We start from the raw sequence: 14,482 nt of genomic DNA, 5'->3' as shown, positions 1-14,482 counted from the left end.
AAAAGTGATATAGCGGTTCTAATCCGTACGGGCACGGCTCCAGTTGCCATCCATGGCAACGTCCGCCTGTCGCGAACGTCCTGTTCGCTCCACCCTGTCTTTCAGCACTTTTCAAGAAAATATCAACACCCTCCGACAAACATCGCGGCGTGATGTTCCGTCCGCCGTGGGCGTTCTGTGTTTTGGGTCTATACAGAAAAAATGAGTTGTGAGATACTAAATTTGCTACAAATAAGGCATAAAAAGATGAATATGGGTCTATAGAGAAAAAAACGGCCCTGAGGTACTCATTTTGAAGAAATTGAGTATCTGGCAGGCGAATTTTTCGCTATAGGCCCATATTGTTTAGTTTTTGCTTTTTACCCATCCTCAAAAAGTATCTACAGGGAAATTTATCTTCTATAGACCCCACGAAGTTTTTAGAACAACTATTCAACCAACTCTCAATATCCCAATAAGTTTCTGTATTTCTCCAAAGTCATTTACATACTTAATTCTTATTTTTAAATTTTATACATGTGTTTTCTAAAGCAATATACATACCTATTTTCCGTTTTAGCCTATTGCGCATGTGTTTTCCCAGTTATCATACATGCCGGATCATTATTTTTTGCTTTAAAGCATGTATTTTCCGACTTGTTATACATACCTAATTATGACTTTTGAGTTATTCGCATGTGTTTCCTACTTTTTTTCACATACCTAATTCCTGTTTTTGAATTGTCCGCATGTATTTCTTGATTTTTCGCACATACTAGATTCTTGTTTTTAACTTCCGCACATGTATTCTCAAATGCTCTGTCTAAATAATTGGGATGTCTTTCATAACCCAGCAGAAAAGGACTGCTCCCCCGGACATAGATGCGGCGGAGACTGTGAGATTTTCTTGGAAAGTGGTCGAGCCGCAGGGACAACGCGAACACGATGTTCGCGTTAGCCAAGCCATGCTTGCATGGCTTTTGGTGCACATGGATGGCAACGTAAAGGCGGCCCCGTCATGACGAGAAACACTTGTCCACTTTCCTTTAGAAAATCCACAGTTGTAGCTAGCATCCGAGTCCGGGACGGGCAGCCCTTTCTGCGTGGATTTTAAAGCAACTATTCATTTAACTTTCAATTTACCACGCAAAAACCGCTGCAGGCTTGCGCCCACAGCGGTTTTATTTCTCTCAGCTTACTGCTGAGCCACATCCTTCATGGAGAAGCTGATTCTTCCCATCTTATCCTTGCCCAGGCATACTACTGTTACTACGTCTCCCAGGGTCAGGACATCTTCTACACGGTTGATTCTCTCCTTAGCGATCTTGGAGATGTGTACCATGCCTTCCTTACCGGGTGCGAATTCGATGAATGCACCGAACTCCTTGATGCTTACTACCTTGCCCTTGAAGATCTGACCTTCTTCGAAATCCGTGGTGATGATCTTCACCATCTCCAAAGCCTTATCCATCATTTCCTTATCGGTACCGCAGATAGATACCTTACCGTCATCGGTGATATCGATCTTCACACCGGTACGTGCAATGATCTCATTGATGGTCTTACCACGCTGACCTACTACATCACCGATTCTGTCGGGATCGATCTGAATGGAGATGATCTTGGGAGCGTACTTGCCAACCTCTGTTCTGGGAGCAGAGATTGCAGGCTTCATGCAGGTATCCATGATGAACAGTCTTGCATCACGGCATCTTGCGATAGCGCCTTCTACGATAGGTCTGGTCAGACCGTGGATCTTAATATCCATCTGAATAGCGGTAATACCTTCGGTAGTACCGGTTACCTTAAAGTCCATATCTCCGAAGAAGTCTTCCAGTCCCTGGATATCGGTCAACAGTACGAAATCGTCATCGGTCTCGCCGGTTACCAGACCACAGGAGATACCTGCTACCATCTTCTTGATGGGTACGCCTGCTGCCATCAGGGACATGCAGGAAGCACAGGTGGAAGCCATGGAGGTGGATCCGTTGGATTCAAAAGTCTCAGATACGGTACGAATTGCATAAGGGAACTCGTCCTCACTGGGCAGTACGGGGATCAGGGCTCTCTCAGCCAGAGCACCGTGACCGATCTCACGTCTTCCGGGTCCGCGGGAAGGCTTGGTCTCACCTACGGAATAGGAAGGGAAGTTATAATGATGCATATATCTCTTGCTTACTTCGTTCTCATCCAGACCATCGATCTTCTGCTGCTCGGACAGAGGTGCCAAAGTACATACATTACAGATCTGTGTCTGTCCACGGGTGAACATAGCGGAACCATGTACACGGGGGATGATATCTACCTCTGCTGCCAGAGGACGGATCTGGGTGATCGCACGGCCATCGGGACGCTTGTGATCCTTCAGGATCATCTTACGAACGGTCTTCTTCTCATACTGATATACAGCCTCACCTAAGATAGCCAGCCACTCTTCGTTCTCAGCGAAAGCCTCGGTCAGCTTGTCGGTGATCACGCGGATGTTCTCCTCACGGGTCTGCTTGTCATCGGTAAATACTGCCTCTTCCATCTCCGCAGGAGATACGATCTCCTTCATAGCCTCGAACATTTCAGCGGGAACAGCACAGCTGGTGTACTCGTGCTTCTTCTTGCCGACTTCTGCTACAATCTTGTCAATGAAAGCGATGATGGTCTGGTTCACTTCGTGAGCCTTGTAGATAGCTTCGATCATGGTAGCCTCAGGAATCTCATTAGCACCTGCTTCGATCATGATCACTTTCTCTCTGGTAGAAGCAACGGTCAGGTTCAGATCACCCTTCTTCCACTGCTCCTGGCTGGGATTGATGATGAACTCGCCATCGATCATGCCCACCTGAGTCATAGCGCAGGGACCGTCGAAAGGAATATCAGAAATACAGGTAGCGATAGCAGCACCGATCATGGCTACCAGCTCGGGACGACACTCGGGATCTACGCTCATTACCATGTTGTTCAGGGTTACGTCGTTACGATAATCCTTGGGGAACAGGGGACGCATAGGTCTGTCGATGACACGGCTGGTCAGAATAGCGTTCTCGCTTGCCTTGCCCTCTCTCTTATTGAAACCGCCGGGGATCTTACCCACAGCGTACATTTTCTCTTCGTACTCTACACTCAGAGGGAAGAAATCGATACCGTCTCTGGGCTTCTCGGAAGCGGTTGCGGTACAGAGAACAGTGGTATCACCATAGTGCATGAATGCACATCCGTTTGCCTGCTTACCTACACGGTTGATATCAACCACCAGAGGTCTGCCTGCAAGATCCATCTTGTAACTTTGATACATAAATTCCTCCTATCCATCGTACGTGACTTTATCTTTTGTGTTCCTCATGGGACACTCTTATCACTCTACGATATAAATAATTTAATAAATATTTCCACGGTCTGGAGGATTACCGAAACTACTGAAAAATTCATGTTGTTGTTCCCAACATACCCTTTTCAGCGGTCTCGGGGCTCACTTCCATACCGCTTGTTACCCAAAGCAATGGCAGAGTATCTGTCATCACATACACAGAGAAAGCGGAGCGCCGATGTAATCGGCAGACCCCGCTCACCAGTCAGCATTATTTTCTTAAGCCAAGCTTCTCGATTAATGCACGATATCTCTCGATATCCTTCTTCTTCAGGTAATCCAGAAGACCACGTCTCTGACCTACCATCTTCAGCATACCACGACGAGAATGATGATCCTTAGGGTTCTCCTTCAGATGATCGGTAAGCTCCTGGATTCTTGCAGTCAGGACTGCTACCTGTACCTCAGGTGAACCGGTGTCACCGGGGGTTCTTGCATACTCGTTCATGATGGCTGTTTTCTTTTCCTTAGAAATCATTTCTTTTTCCTCCTGTTTTTTAAACGCCTGATACTAAGACTAAGGTCGGAGTGTCCGTAATCTGAGCATCGGCTAATCATACTGTTTCAATATAGCACAATAATCTTCTGTTGTAAATACACTTTTTATTTTCTGGCAGCACGTTTCTGTACTTTTTCTTCATACATCAGGCTGTCAGCCTGTTTTACATAATCTGCAAAGGTCAGATTGCTGTCCGGATCTGTCACTACCGTTCCGATACTCATGGTCAGCGGGAATGGTAGCTTCTGTGCTTTTCCTTCCGCCTCCAGTGTTCTGCGGATCCGACAAACCAGATCTCTCGAGGCTTCATCGGACTGATACGTCTGTACCACGACGAATTCATCGCCGCCGGTCCTGGCAGGCACCGCATCACGGCTGCTGCACTGCATCAATGCCCTGGCCGCCGCACAGATGGCCATATCGCCATATTCATGGCCGAACGTATCATTGATATATTTCAGCCTGTCCAGATCGACAAACAGGATCAACAGTCTGCGACCATTCCGTCTCGAGATCCGGAACGCTTTCTCTCCCAACTGTTGGTATCCCATCCGATTATACATACCGGTCAGGGTATCCATGATATACAGCGAGGATAATTTTTTATTCATATATGCGAGCATTTCTTTTTTATGAAGATTCTCCATGGAACGGGTCAATGCGTTCATGATCTGGAACAAGTACTGCTTCTCCATAAGATAGACCGCATTACGGATGACCACATACCCCACCGTGCGCTCTCCGAAATGCAGCGGCAGGAACAGAAAATCCTTTCCCGGCTTCGGATAGTCAAATGTGGGGAAGATTCCGTCCACTTCCTGTCTGTCCAGATCCAGTCTCTGGTCTCTCTCATAGGCAAAGGTCATCTGCATCTTCCTCGGATAACCGTGTACATAAAAACCTTCGTCCGAAGGTGCCGCATCCAGGTGAATACTTTTTTCCGCCTCTTTTTTATAAGCGTTCAGATGATCATCCAGTACAAGATACATAGCATCGCATTTCAGGGAAGGAATGCATTGAGGGATACAATACATCATCTCCTCCACCGTATTGCACTGCATCATTTCCGCTTCCATGGAGAGTACTTCCTCATCGAATTCTTCGCTCTCCACACCGTACATGATCTGATCCTTCAGATGCGCTCTCGCATCCCGGCTGCTGCCCTTTCCACAGCCACAGCTCTCCTGCCACAGCATTTCCGTTTCGGTGAAGTTGTATTTGGGTACATTCTCTCCTGCCCAGAGCCGCAGGAGTATATCCATCCCCTGGTAAGCAGCTTCTTCCCGGATATGTCCCACAGTTGTAATGCTGGGTGTGTAGAAGCCAGCCTTGTCAAAATTATCAAATCCGGTGATACGGAAATCGTCCGGTGCATGAAATCCCATCTGTGCTGCTGCTTCGCATACAGCAACCGCCACATTATCATTAATACAGATCACAGCATCCGGGAGCTCCTTGTGCCGGTCCCATAGATGTTTATACCCTTCCAGTCCGCTCTTATAATCAAAGGAACCGTACCAGATATCATCCTTATGAATCTTAATCTTATGTTCTCTGGCATAATCCAGCATTCCCTGCAGGCGGCAGCTGCTCTCGTAATTACCCTGTGCTCCCACTAACAGCCAGAACTTTTTACAGTCATGCACCTCATGAAGATGTGCGATGACCTGCTTCATGGCCGAATAATTATCGATCCCCACATAATAAAAATCTCCCAGTTCATTGGCAATGGATACCACAGGTCGTCCCGATCGCTTTGCATTGCTGATCACATCCGCAAGCACCGCAGGAGAACTGATATTATTTAATTCCAGAATAATCCCGTCAAAATCGGACAGGTCCGGCAGATTATAAATATTGTACTCTGCTCTATTGTATCCGGCATCCCGGCTCCAGTTACCCGTACTATTGAAAATGTACAGGTTGACATCCTCCCCGGTCTCCCGGATCCTCTGCAGGATTCCCGCCGGCCAGGCATATGTGAACAGACGTCTCCAACCGTCCGTGATCAAAGCTACTTTGCGCATGTCCATCACCCAATTCGTTTCATTATATTTGCTGCTGTACCCATTCCGGCACCTTCTTAGACATATAAAAATAGTATCACAGTTCCCATGGAAACGCAATTATAAAAGCATCCTTCCAAATGCCAAAAAGGCATTGCCCGCCACCAGACGCACAATGCCTTTACACTTTAAATTCTATCCTATATCAATCCTGAATCCTATCAATCCTGAATCACGCGGACACATTTCACGGGAGTACGGTATTTATAACTACTGATCTTGATACCGGTCTTCGGACTGCTGGCATGGATGACCTGTCCTCCGCCGATATAAATTGCTACATGGTTGATGTTACCTTTGCCGTTACCGTAGAAGATCAGATCTCCCGGCTTTAACTCCGAAGCGCTGATCTTCGTACCTTCGTTTGCCTGCGCTCTGGAAGAATGACTCAGGGCAATACCGTATTTTTTGAACACTGACAACACAAAACCGGAGCAGTCAGCTCCCTTGGTCAGGCTGGTCCCTCCCCATACATAAGGGTTACCCACGAACTGTTTCGCATATTCCACCAGGTCTACGCGCACATCGGATACGCCCTGACCGTAGAGCAGCTCCGTCATGGTAATGGCAGTATCCAGCTTCTCCTCCACTGTGACAAATTCCTGGGACACATAAGCATCCTCACCATCGATGGAGATCTTCACCCAACCGTCGGCACCGGTCTCCACATATTCCATTTCCTCGCCCTGTCCTACCTGCGTCACGATCTCGCTGGAGGTGTTGGGTTCCTGACGTACATTCAGTCCGTCCGTATTGGCAATTGCCACCGTATGTACCAGCTGTGCCGCACGGATCGTAGCCTCCGGTCCGGTGTGTAAGAACTCCCGGCTTACATAGCCTTCCACTTCACCGGACTTGATATGGCACCAGCCGTCCTTCGTCTCGATGACTTCACATGCAGCATCCTTGGGCAGCTTACCCACCAGCTTACCGTCTGTAGAAGGCACTGCTCTGATATTCAGATTACCGGACTCTACATTGGCTACACCGATATTGGTATATCCCCAGGAAGCCCCCTGTGCATCCTGGGCGATCTGAAGGTATTCTTCCAGGGAACGTTCCGTCTCCAGGACGGATGCGATGCCGCCGGAAGCCATCAGAACACTGCTTTCTGCCGCCAATGCCGGCATCGGAGATGCCAGTACACAAAGTGCCATTCCCATTGCAATTATTCTTATCTGTCTGTTTTTCTTATTTTTTATCATAAAAACCTTTCAGTTAAATTCCTTTTACGAATTTGTTACAAATTTATTACATCACGATATTGATTATAGCCTCCACCTCTTACTATGTCAACCCATTCCGGACATTTCCTATATCTTCCTTTAGCTCTTATAGCTTCCCTAACTATCCCCCTCGATCTCCCTGCCTTCTCTTCCCGCCTGCTCGATCAACGTCTTCTCCACATCGGTCTCATAATTTTTAATAGACACTTCCACGGGTGTCGGATCCTTCGTCAACCGCCTGCCTCCGATATGATTGAAGAACACAATGATACCTGCCGCCAGTCCCACAGAATATGCCACTTCCAGCGTATTAATTCCTCCGGGTTCCGCACCCATGCACATCCGGTACACTTCGGTAAACACTTCGTTGATCCCCACATCATTATGGTACGCCATAATGGTAAATGCCGTCCCGAAGAAGCTGATCAGGCACACGAACGCAGCCTTGCTCCACTGCTGCCAGCCTTTGTACGGATCCACGCTGATCCATTCCACCAGTACATCTGTCTCTCCTACCACCTGCACATCGATTTCCGGACAGAGTTCCTCCATGAGACGCACCAGCTTCAGGCAGCTGATCACGCAGCGCTTTCCCCCTTCTTTTGGAAAATGGCAGACCTTGATGGCATTTAATTTTGCCGACAATACTTTGTCCCGGCAGCGGATCTCAGCCACATCCTTTAGAAATACATCCTGTACCTGAACCTCCGCGCTTCTGTCACATTTTAAATAAACTGTCATCTGCTTCATTTTACTCATCCTGCCTTTATGCAAAACCATTGTTCCCGTCACACAGGCATTTCAGTCCTTGCCCCTCGCAGCGTCCCATCCTGTGTCCCGCCGCATTTGTTCTATATTACTGCACCGTCCGGTGCAGTTCTGTTGCAAAATAATACAGTGAACCGCACAATTTTCCCGCCGCCATCCCGAGAATCGCCCACCCCAGTCCATGCCGGAACGAAATTCTTCTTGCAAAAATAGGGATACTGTCCAGCATCTCGGCAATTGCCAGTGCCAGACAGCCGATAAACATTCCGGCAAAGACGCCGAATATCGTCTGTGCCCCGATGCCTGCTGCCGCCCACAACCAGACATGTTCCGGAAATTGCTCTCTAAGATAGCTTCCCCACTGACTGTATTCCGGAAAAATAGTGACGAAGCACCCTGCCAGTGTACCGAAGATCACCATTTCTTCATACAACAATACATAACGGGCCGTGTGCGTTTTCCCTGCGAATCTTGGGATCAGTCCCACCGCCACCAACACCGTGAACACTCCCGCCGCCGACAGCAGACCGTAACTGGCTCCTGCTGCTATAAGCAATAATTGTCTGATCAGCATTCCCGTTCCCCTTTCGTAAAGTTTCGCTTCCGGCAGTTAGCGACCTTTCTTCAAAGAATCTCCTTCTGCACAAAATAGAATATCCCAAAAGCAAAAATCCTATGCGGATGGCATTTTCTTCAGGAGTGTGCTATACTACGTTTATATGTTTTTATTTACGCTGATTTCTGCAACGATCCGTAACCTGCCAGCGTCATTGGATCATTGAAACAATATGAAATGCTTAATGCATCATCATTATTTAGCTGAAAAAATAATTATTGTGAGGGTTATAGAACATGAATACAACAGATAATAAGGAAAATAATATAGAAATAAAGACAGAAGCGCTTCCCGCGAAAAAAGTCTCCGATTCCGAGACCCATCAGCTGCACGTTGTCATTCACCCGGATATCAACGGCTTCGGACGCTTGTTCGGCGGACGACTGTTAGAGTGGATCGACGAAGTAGCCGGTGCCACCGCCAGAAGACATTGCGGCAGAGATGCCACTACCGTAGCCATCGATAACCTGTATTTTAAATCCGGTGCTTATTTGAATGATATTATCGTACTGATCGGTAAGGTCACCCACGTGGGACATACCTCTATGGAAGTACGCGTGGATACCTACCGCGAAGAGCAGGACGGCACCAGACACCCTATCAACCGGGCTTACTTCGTCATGGTAGCCATGGGCGACGATGGAAAGCCCACCCCGGTTCCCGGTCTCATCTTAGAGAACGAGGGGGAACGCATGGAGTGGGATAATGCCATTAAGAGAAGAGAGTTAAGATTAGTTCGTAAGAAGGAAGGATTCTAACCTCTTTTATTCCAGCATAATGCGGATTATACTGCATCTCATTTTAATAATACTAATTATTTTATTTATATCTTCCCTTAGGTCAGTTTACAAGGAACTACACGCAGACCACGAAACGGGGGCTGCTGACAACAAATAAAGGCTGAATATCAAGCACCGGGAAAGTGCGGGATATTCAGCCTGTTTTGTTGTCAGGGGTTTCCAAAGGGGCACCCTTTGGCACACGACTTTGCTTGCAAAGTGTAGTGTGTTATACGCTCTGTCGGCGTTGCTGCGAAAATGGGGTTGCCGCCCGGAAGGGCAAGCACATTTGAAGTAGCAGGAAAACAGGGCTGTGATTGCGTGGCGTGGAGCCGCAAGCGCAGGACTAGTTTCAGCAGCAGACAGGGCGTATATGAAAGCCCCCGTCCCTCGTCCCACGCCGGACTTCGGGACAAAATGTCCCAAACTTGTGGACACACTCACGAAAAAGCAGACGGATTTTCCTCCCAAAATTGAAATGGGCGGGAAGCCATTTTAGGGCTTTCCCGCCTTGATTGCCCATCAGCAAAGACGGGCGGGACTGTCAACGGCGGCGCATTTATGTGCCGTTCATCTTGACCGTTGACTGGCTCGGCTGGCTTTGCTATCTCCTCGATAAATTTATAGTTTTAAATCATTCAAATAGTGTTTTAACTTTCAAATCAAGGTCTATTGCTTTCGTATAATTTTCTTTAGCATTTAATTCAGATTCCAAGAATAATATTACTATCTTATTTTTAGTTGGTTTGCATAATATTGCTTTTGTTTTTCCTTGCGAAAAAATTTGAGGCATTAATTGACCTTCACAAAACTCATTCAATGTGGCTACACTTCCATATTCTATTAGTTGCTTGAATAAATCATTTGAACTGCATTTTGTTACTCCATAATGTAACTGAAATATATTTTTAACTGTATCTCCTACAGCAAAAATAGAAATAGCATTTTCTATTAAAAATCCATTTATTTTTTCTTTCATTTGAAGGATTCCTCTCCAAGCCTAAATTCCGATTTGTCGCTCTCTTACTTTCTCCCCCGCTGTGGGTTTGGATTTTTCAGCAAGTCCGACTTCTGTGCAATCTTTTTCAGCCACTTCTTTTCTTCTTCGGACAGCTTCTTCAAATTCAATTTGAGCCGCTTACAGATAAACACCAAAGCTGCTTGCTCCGGGTCGCTGTCTGGACTGGCGGTTTCCTCGGCGGTCTGCAAAAAATCTTCCAGCGGGTTGTCCTCCGGGACGCTGAAAAAATCGTCCTTATGTGCTTCCCGCAGGTCAAGAGCTATCTTGTTTATGTCCTGCTGTATCACATAGCGGCAAAAACTGTCATCATCAATATGAGCGGCGATAAGCTGTCTTAGCTGCGGGTCAGTCAAGCCGGGATTGTGCTGCTTCATAATGGCTGCGCTCATAATATCCACAATGGCATTTGCGCTCTGTACCTGCTTGACTGCCGTTCCGTTCACATAGATTTCAAGGTCAGCCATGAGCCGGGGAAAATCAGGGTGCGCCGCCAGCTCACACAAGAGGGAATTATCTATCAACCCACTTTTCAAGAGTTCAATCATATCATCACTCAAACGCAGGTCTGCAAGATCAGCGTTTGGGTGATTTCTTGTTTGGGACAGCCCCAGTAGATAATCGGCGGTCACACCGTAAAACTTCGCCAGCTTGATAATAGCATAGTGACTGATGTCCTTAAAATCCTTTGCTTCATAGCTGCCCAGCGCAGACTTGGAGAGATTTGTTTCCTCCGCAAGCTGCTCCAGCGTCAAGCCACGCTCCACACGCAGGTCTTTCAATCGTTCTTGTATGGATAGTTCCATGCTCTCCCTCCTTGTCTGCTTAATAATTTGGGTATTGCCCCTTAATCAAAATCCATCCAAAGCAAGTGCTTTCCACAGTGTAAGCATTGGAACAGATAACATTGTAAATGACCTCCATTGACGGATTCCCGTATCATTTCTTTCTCTTCCTCATCCCACATAGAGTCATCCAGCACTTCTTCCAGCACACCCAATGCCCGCAATTCTCTGGCGCCTACATAGCCTAAAAAGGCGCAATAGTCACCACAGTGGGCACGCCAGTATTCCTGCTGCCAACCGGAGTAACCAGGAGTGCGGTGAATAAGTTCGTCCAACTTCTCTGGATTATCTACACCATCATCCAAAGACAAATCATCTTGAAAGCTACCGTTATACTTCCGGGCTGCTGCACCACTAGCGATACACTCTGGACACAGATACGCAATATCCTCAATGGAGAAGAACGGATTGGTATAAAAGATATGGGTGGTCTTACCGCAACAGTCGCAGACAACACCCTCTTTGGACTCATCAAAAGCCCCAGTATCCAAAGGGTCTGGGTGATACCGAAAGGTAGGCAGACCCAGTTGGAGCCGCTGTTCTTTCTCGCTCTGCTTTTCTTTTGGCGTTTTGGGTTTCGGGATAGCATAATGGTTTCCCCAATTTTCCGCATAGTCTTTCAGCGTACCCAACCGCTTGAGTGTTTTTTTATCGGAGCGATTTCCGATTTGACAGAGCAGGTCGTAGGCATCCTTCTTAAAGTCCAGTAGGTCATATACATCCACCAATACTTCCTTTGCCTGCTCCTCCTCCATATATTCCAATTCTTCCTTAAAAGCATAAAGAGAACGGACGCTGTCTGGACTGTTATTGGTTGCAACAAACTGCTTTTTCAATTCAATGTATCTTTTCAAATATTCATTCATAAAAGCTCTCCAATCTCCTATTTATCGCTCTACTATCTTTATTTTACCACAATTCCGAGAGCGTGGAAATAGAGAGTTTTCCGGGCTAATTTCCGACCTTATGGACATACGGCACAGGCGGTCAAAAAAGTATACACTTGAGGTAGTTCATCGATGAGCTGCACCTTGAAAACAGAATGACCGTCCGAAAGGGATACCCCGGCAGGGGAAGCACCGCAACGAGCCACTTCGGGACAAAATGTCCCGAAGTCCGGGGAGCGTGCCAACGCCGGAACACGCCGCAGGAATGGGGCAGGAAGCCTTTTCGGGGAGAACGGCAACGGAAAGCAAAATGGAGGGAACACATGAGAGAGAACCCATATAAACGACTGCCGCCCATAGAGCGCAGGCAGGACGGTTCCTTTTACCGCATGACACCGGCACAGAGGAAACAGGCAAACGCCCTGATCCGCCGGGAGTGCTGCTGTTATGAGGACGGGAACTGTATGCTCCTTGACGATGGGGACACCCACACTTGCCCCCAGACCATTTCTTTCTCGGTCTGCTGTAAGTGGTTCCGCTGGTCGGTCTTGCCGCAAATCGGGACGCTGGAAGCGGAGATTTTCCGGGATAAGGAGCTAAAACGCTGTGCGGTCTGCGGCAGAGTGTTCGTCCCAAAGTCCAACCGGGCGAAATACTGTCCCGACTGTGCCGCCAGAGTTCACAGGCGGCAGAAAACAGAAAGTGAACGGAAAAGGAGGTCTTGTGTGGACAGTTAGGGGTTGAAAAGTCCTTGATTTACAAGGCTTTGCAAGCACAGAACAGGGGCAGGCAATAGGAAACTACCGTCTACCCCCGAAAACGGGCTTCTAACCGTCCACAAAACACGATATGACAAACACCATTTATATCCATCAGGCGGAAAAGGCAGTCAGCTTTACCCGGCTTCCGAATTTCCTTTTTGAAGCCCCCACATTCACACCCCTGTCCAACGAAGCAAAGATATTGTATGCCTTTATCCTGCGCCGGACGGAGTTATCCCGGAAGAACGGCTGGGCGGACGAGTACGGGCGGATTTTCCTGTATTACCCAATCTGCGAGGTTGTTGCCCTGCTTCACTGTGGGCGGCAAAAGGCGGTGAACACCCTGCGGGAACTGCAATATGCCGGATTGGTGGAGATCCAGAAGCAGGGCTGTGGAAAACCCAACCGCATTTACCCAAAATTCTACGAAGCGGTTCCAAACACCGACTTCAAGAAATCCGGTTATGGAACGCCGGAGAACTGAAAACCGCACTCCACAAGTACGATAATCAATCCTCTTGAAGTACGAAAACCGGACGGTATATAGAAATACAGAGATTAAAACGATTTTATTTATATCTTATCCATTCCTATCCTATCCGAGATATTTTCTGCGGGATTTTCCTGTGGAAAAGTCCCGGAAAGGAACGGAATGGGGAAAGGAGTTTCATGGCACAACACGCAATTTTGCGATTTGAAAAACACAAGGGCAATCCGGCAAGACCGCTGGAAGCCCATCACGAACGGCAAAAGGAACAGTACGCCAGCAATCCCGACATTGACGCCAGCCGGAGCAAGTACAATTTCCATATCGTCAAGCGGTCGGGCAGGTACTACCACTTTATACAGAACCGTATTGAACAGGCAGGCTGCCGTACCCGCAGGGACAGCACCCGTTTTGTAGATACGCTCATAACCGCCAGCCCGGAATTTTTTAAGAAGAAGTCCCCAAAGGAGATACAGGAATTTTTCCAGAGGGCGGCTGATTTCTTAATCGGGCGGGTAGGGAAAGAAAACATCGTGTCGACGGTGGTACACATGGACGAGAAAACGCCCCACCTGCATTTGGTCTTTGTCCCGCTGACAGAGGACAACCGCCTGTGCGCAAAGGAGATTATTGGGAACAGAGCCAACCTCACAAAATGGCAGGACGATTTTCACGCCTATATGGTGGAGAAATATCCCGACTTGGAGCGTGGAGAAAGTGCCAGCAAGACAGGCAGGAAGCATATCCCCACCCGTCTGTTCAAAGAGGCGGTCAATCTCTCCAAACAGGCAAGAGCCATTGAAGCCACGCTGGACGGTATTACCCCGTTCAACGCCGGAAAGAAGAAAGAGGAAGCCCTCTCCCTGCTGAAAAAGTGGTTTCCGCAGATGGAGAACTTCTCCGGTCAGCTCAAAAAATACAAGGTCACGATAAACGACCTTTTGGTAGAAAATGAACAGTTGGAAGCCAGAGCCAAAGCCAGCGAAAAAGGCAAGATGAAAGATACAATGGAACGGGCAAAGCTGGAAAGCGAGCTGAAAGACATTCAGCGGCTGGTAGACCGTATCCCGCCGGAGGTGCTGGCAGAACTGAAACGGCAGCAGCGGCACACAAGGGAACGGTGATCGATGACAGAAAACATTTCACGCCGCGGTATGACGGCACTGCACTTTGAAAATTAAATACGGAGGTAC

General features: G+C 47.7%; 13 protein-coding genes. 4 read left to right on the top strand and 9 right to left on the bottom strand.

Features of this window, described 5'->3' with window-relative positions:
- Window positions 1-1,174: 1,174 nt before the first annotated feature.
- From H9Q77_RS04010 to H9Q77_RS03985, 6 genes are all read right to left on the bottom strand, one after another.
- Entirely contained in the window at window positions 1,175-3,265 is a 2,091-nt protein-coding gene (locus H9Q77_RS04010; protein ID WP_022153976.1) for a polyribonucleotide nucleotidyltransferase, read from the bottom strand.
- A gap of 283 nt (window positions 3,266-3,548) precedes the next feature.
- Window positions 3,549-3,815: a 30S ribosomal protein S15 gene (gene rpsO, locus H9Q77_RS04005; RefSeq protein ID WP_022153975.1), complete on the bottom strand. Its 267-nt coding sequence runs from the start codon at window positions 3,813-3,815 to the stop codon at window positions 3,549-3,551.
- 125 nt (window positions 3,816-3,940) lie between these two features.
- Window positions 3,941-5,863 carry a GGDEF domain-containing protein gene (locus tag H9Q77_RS04000; protein ID WP_249326604.1) on the bottom strand — a complete coding sequence of 641 codons (1,923 nt, stop codon included), beginning with the start codon at window positions 5,861-5,863 and terminating at the stop codon, window positions 3,941-3,943.
- A 200-nt stretch (window positions 5,864-6,063) separates the two neighbouring features.
- A complete protein-coding gene (locus H9Q77_RS03995; protein WP_249326603.1) occupies window positions 6,064-7,107 on the bottom strand; it encodes a C40 family peptidase in 1,044 nt (347 codons plus the stop codon).
- Between the two features lie 138 nt (window positions 7,108-7,245).
- Window positions 7,246-7,878 carry a stage V sporulation protein AA gene (locus H9Q77_RS03990; RefSeq protein ID WP_249326602.1) on the bottom strand — a complete coding sequence of 211 codons (633 nt, stop codon included), beginning with the start codon at window positions 7,876-7,878 and terminating at the stop codon, window positions 7,246-7,248.
- A 106-nt stretch (window positions 7,879-7,984) separates the two neighbouring features.
- Window positions 7,985-8,470 (bottom strand): stage V sporulation protein AB, encoded by a 486-nt coding sequence (locus tag H9Q77_RS03985; RefSeq protein ID WP_249326601.1) that lies wholly within the window; start codon window positions 8,468-8,470, stop codon window positions 7,985-7,987.
- A 278-nt stretch (window positions 8,471-8,748) separates the two neighbouring features.
- Between H9Q77_RS03985 and H9Q77_RS03980 the strand changes: the two genes are divergently transcribed.
- Window positions 8,749-9,270 carry an acyl-CoA thioesterase gene (locus tag H9Q77_RS03980; RefSeq protein ID WP_249326600.1) on the top strand — a complete coding sequence of 174 codons (522 nt, stop codon included), beginning with the start codon at window positions 8,749-8,751 and terminating at the stop codon, window positions 9,268-9,270.
- Window positions 9,271-9,925: 655 nt separating this feature from the next.
- On the opposite strand, the gene H9Q77_RS03975 is transcribed toward H9Q77_RS03980, so the two are convergent.
- The 3 genes from H9Q77_RS03975 to H9Q77_RS03965 are packed head-to-tail and all read right to left on the bottom strand — an operon-like array spanning window position 9,926 to window position 12,020.
- Window positions 9,926-10,270, bottom strand: a complete 345-nt coding sequence (locus H9Q77_RS03975) for a hypothetical protein (RefSeq protein WP_249326599.1) — start codon at window positions 10,268-10,270, stop codon at window positions 9,926-9,928.
- Between the two features lie 44 nt (window positions 10,271-10,314).
- Window positions 10,315-11,115: a helix-turn-helix domain-containing protein gene (locus tag H9Q77_RS03970; protein WP_249326598.1), complete on the bottom strand. Its 801-nt coding sequence runs from the start codon at window positions 11,113-11,115 to the stop codon at window positions 10,315-10,317.
- 41 nt (window positions 11,116-11,156) lie between these two features.
- The gene (locus tag H9Q77_RS03965) at window positions 11,157-12,020 is read right to left on the bottom strand and encodes a CbrC family protein (protein ID WP_097774597.1); all 864 of its coding nucleotides are present in this window, start codon (window positions 12,018-12,020) and stop codon (window positions 11,157-11,159) included.
- 344 nt (window positions 12,021-12,364) lie between these two features.
- Between H9Q77_RS03965 and H9Q77_RS03960 the strand changes: the two genes are divergently transcribed.
- The 3 genes from H9Q77_RS03960 (at window position 12,365) to mobV (ending at window position 14,413) form a co-directional block, all read left to right on the top strand.
- Window positions 12,365-12,778, top strand: coding sequence for a cysteine-rich VLP domain-containing protein (locus H9Q77_RS03960; RefSeq protein ID WP_249326597.1), 414 nt, complete (start codon window positions 12,365-12,367; stop codon window positions 12,776-12,778).
- Window positions 12,779-12,890: 112 nt separating this feature from the next.
- Window positions 12,891-13,286, top strand: coding sequence for a replication initiator protein A (locus H9Q77_RS03955; protein WP_249326596.1), 396 nt, complete (start codon window positions 12,891-12,893; stop codon window positions 13,284-13,286).
- Between the two features lie 185 nt (window positions 13,287-13,471).
- Window positions 13,472-14,413 carry a MobV family relaxase gene (gene mobV / locus H9Q77_RS03950; protein ID WP_249326595.1) on the top strand — a complete coding sequence of 314 codons (942 nt, stop codon included), beginning with the start codon at window positions 13,472-13,474 and terminating at the stop codon, window positions 14,411-14,413.
- Window positions 14,414-14,482: the final 69 nt, after the last annotated feature.

This window comes from Simiaoa sunii (genome assembly GCF_014337175.1).
In the GTDB taxonomy this organism is placed as follows: domain Bacteria; phylum Bacillota; class Clostridia; order Lachnospirales; family Lachnospiraceae; genus Acetatifactor; species Acetatifactor intestinalis.
The sequence above is the reverse complement of the archived record's forward strand: the minus strand, read 5'-3'. Positions and strand labels throughout refer to the sequence as shown.

Excerpts from the sequence above, each read along its gene's own strand:
- H9Q77_RS04010 (WP_022153976.1), bottom strand. The coding sequence starts at position 3,265 with ATGTATCAAAGTTACAAGATGGATCTTGCAGGCAGACCTCTGGTGGTT.
- rpsO (WP_022153975.1), bottom strand. The coding sequence starts at position 3,815 with ATGATTTCTAAGGAAAAGAAAACAGCCATCATGAACGAGTATGCAAGA.
- H9Q77_RS04000 (WP_249326604.1), bottom strand. The coding sequence starts at position 5,863 with ATGCGCAAAGTAGCTTTGATCACGGACGGTTGGAGACGTCTGTTCACA.
- H9Q77_RS03995 (WP_249326603.1), bottom strand. The coding sequence starts at position 7,107 with ATGATAAAAAATAAGAAAAACAGACAGATAAGAATAATTGCAATGGGA.
- H9Q77_RS03990 (WP_249326602.1), bottom strand. The coding sequence starts at position 7,878 with ATGAAGCAGATGACAGTTTATTTAAAATGTGACAGAAGCGCGGAGGTT.
- H9Q77_RS03985 (WP_249326601.1), bottom strand. The coding sequence starts at position 8,470 with ATGCTGATCAGACAATTATTGCTTATAGCAGCAGGAGCCAGTTACGGT.
- H9Q77_RS03980 (WP_249326600.1), top strand. The coding sequence starts at position 8,749 with ATGAATACAACAGATAATAAGGAAAATAATATAGAAATAAAGACAGAA.
- H9Q77_RS03975 (WP_249326599.1), bottom strand. The coding sequence starts at position 10,270 with ATGAAAGAAAAAATAAATGGATTTTTAATAGAAAATGCTATTTCTATT.
- H9Q77_RS03970 (WP_249326598.1), bottom strand. The coding sequence starts at position 11,115 with ATGGAACTATCCATACAAGAACGATTGAAAGACCTGCGTGTGGAGCGT.
- H9Q77_RS03965 (WP_097774597.1), bottom strand. The coding sequence starts at position 12,020 with ATGAATGAATATTTGAAAAGATACATTGAATTGAAAAAGCAGTTTGTT.
- H9Q77_RS03960 (WP_249326597.1), top strand. The coding sequence starts at position 12,365 with ATGAGAGAGAACCCATATAAACGACTGCCGCCCATAGAGCGCAGGCAG.
- H9Q77_RS03955 (WP_249326596.1), top strand. The coding sequence starts at position 12,891 with ATGACAAACACCATTTATATCCATCAGGCGGAAAAGGCAGTCAGCTTT.
- mobV (WP_249326595.1), top strand. The coding sequence starts at position 13,472 with ATGGCACAACACGCAATTTTGCGATTTGAAAAACACAAGGGCAATCCG.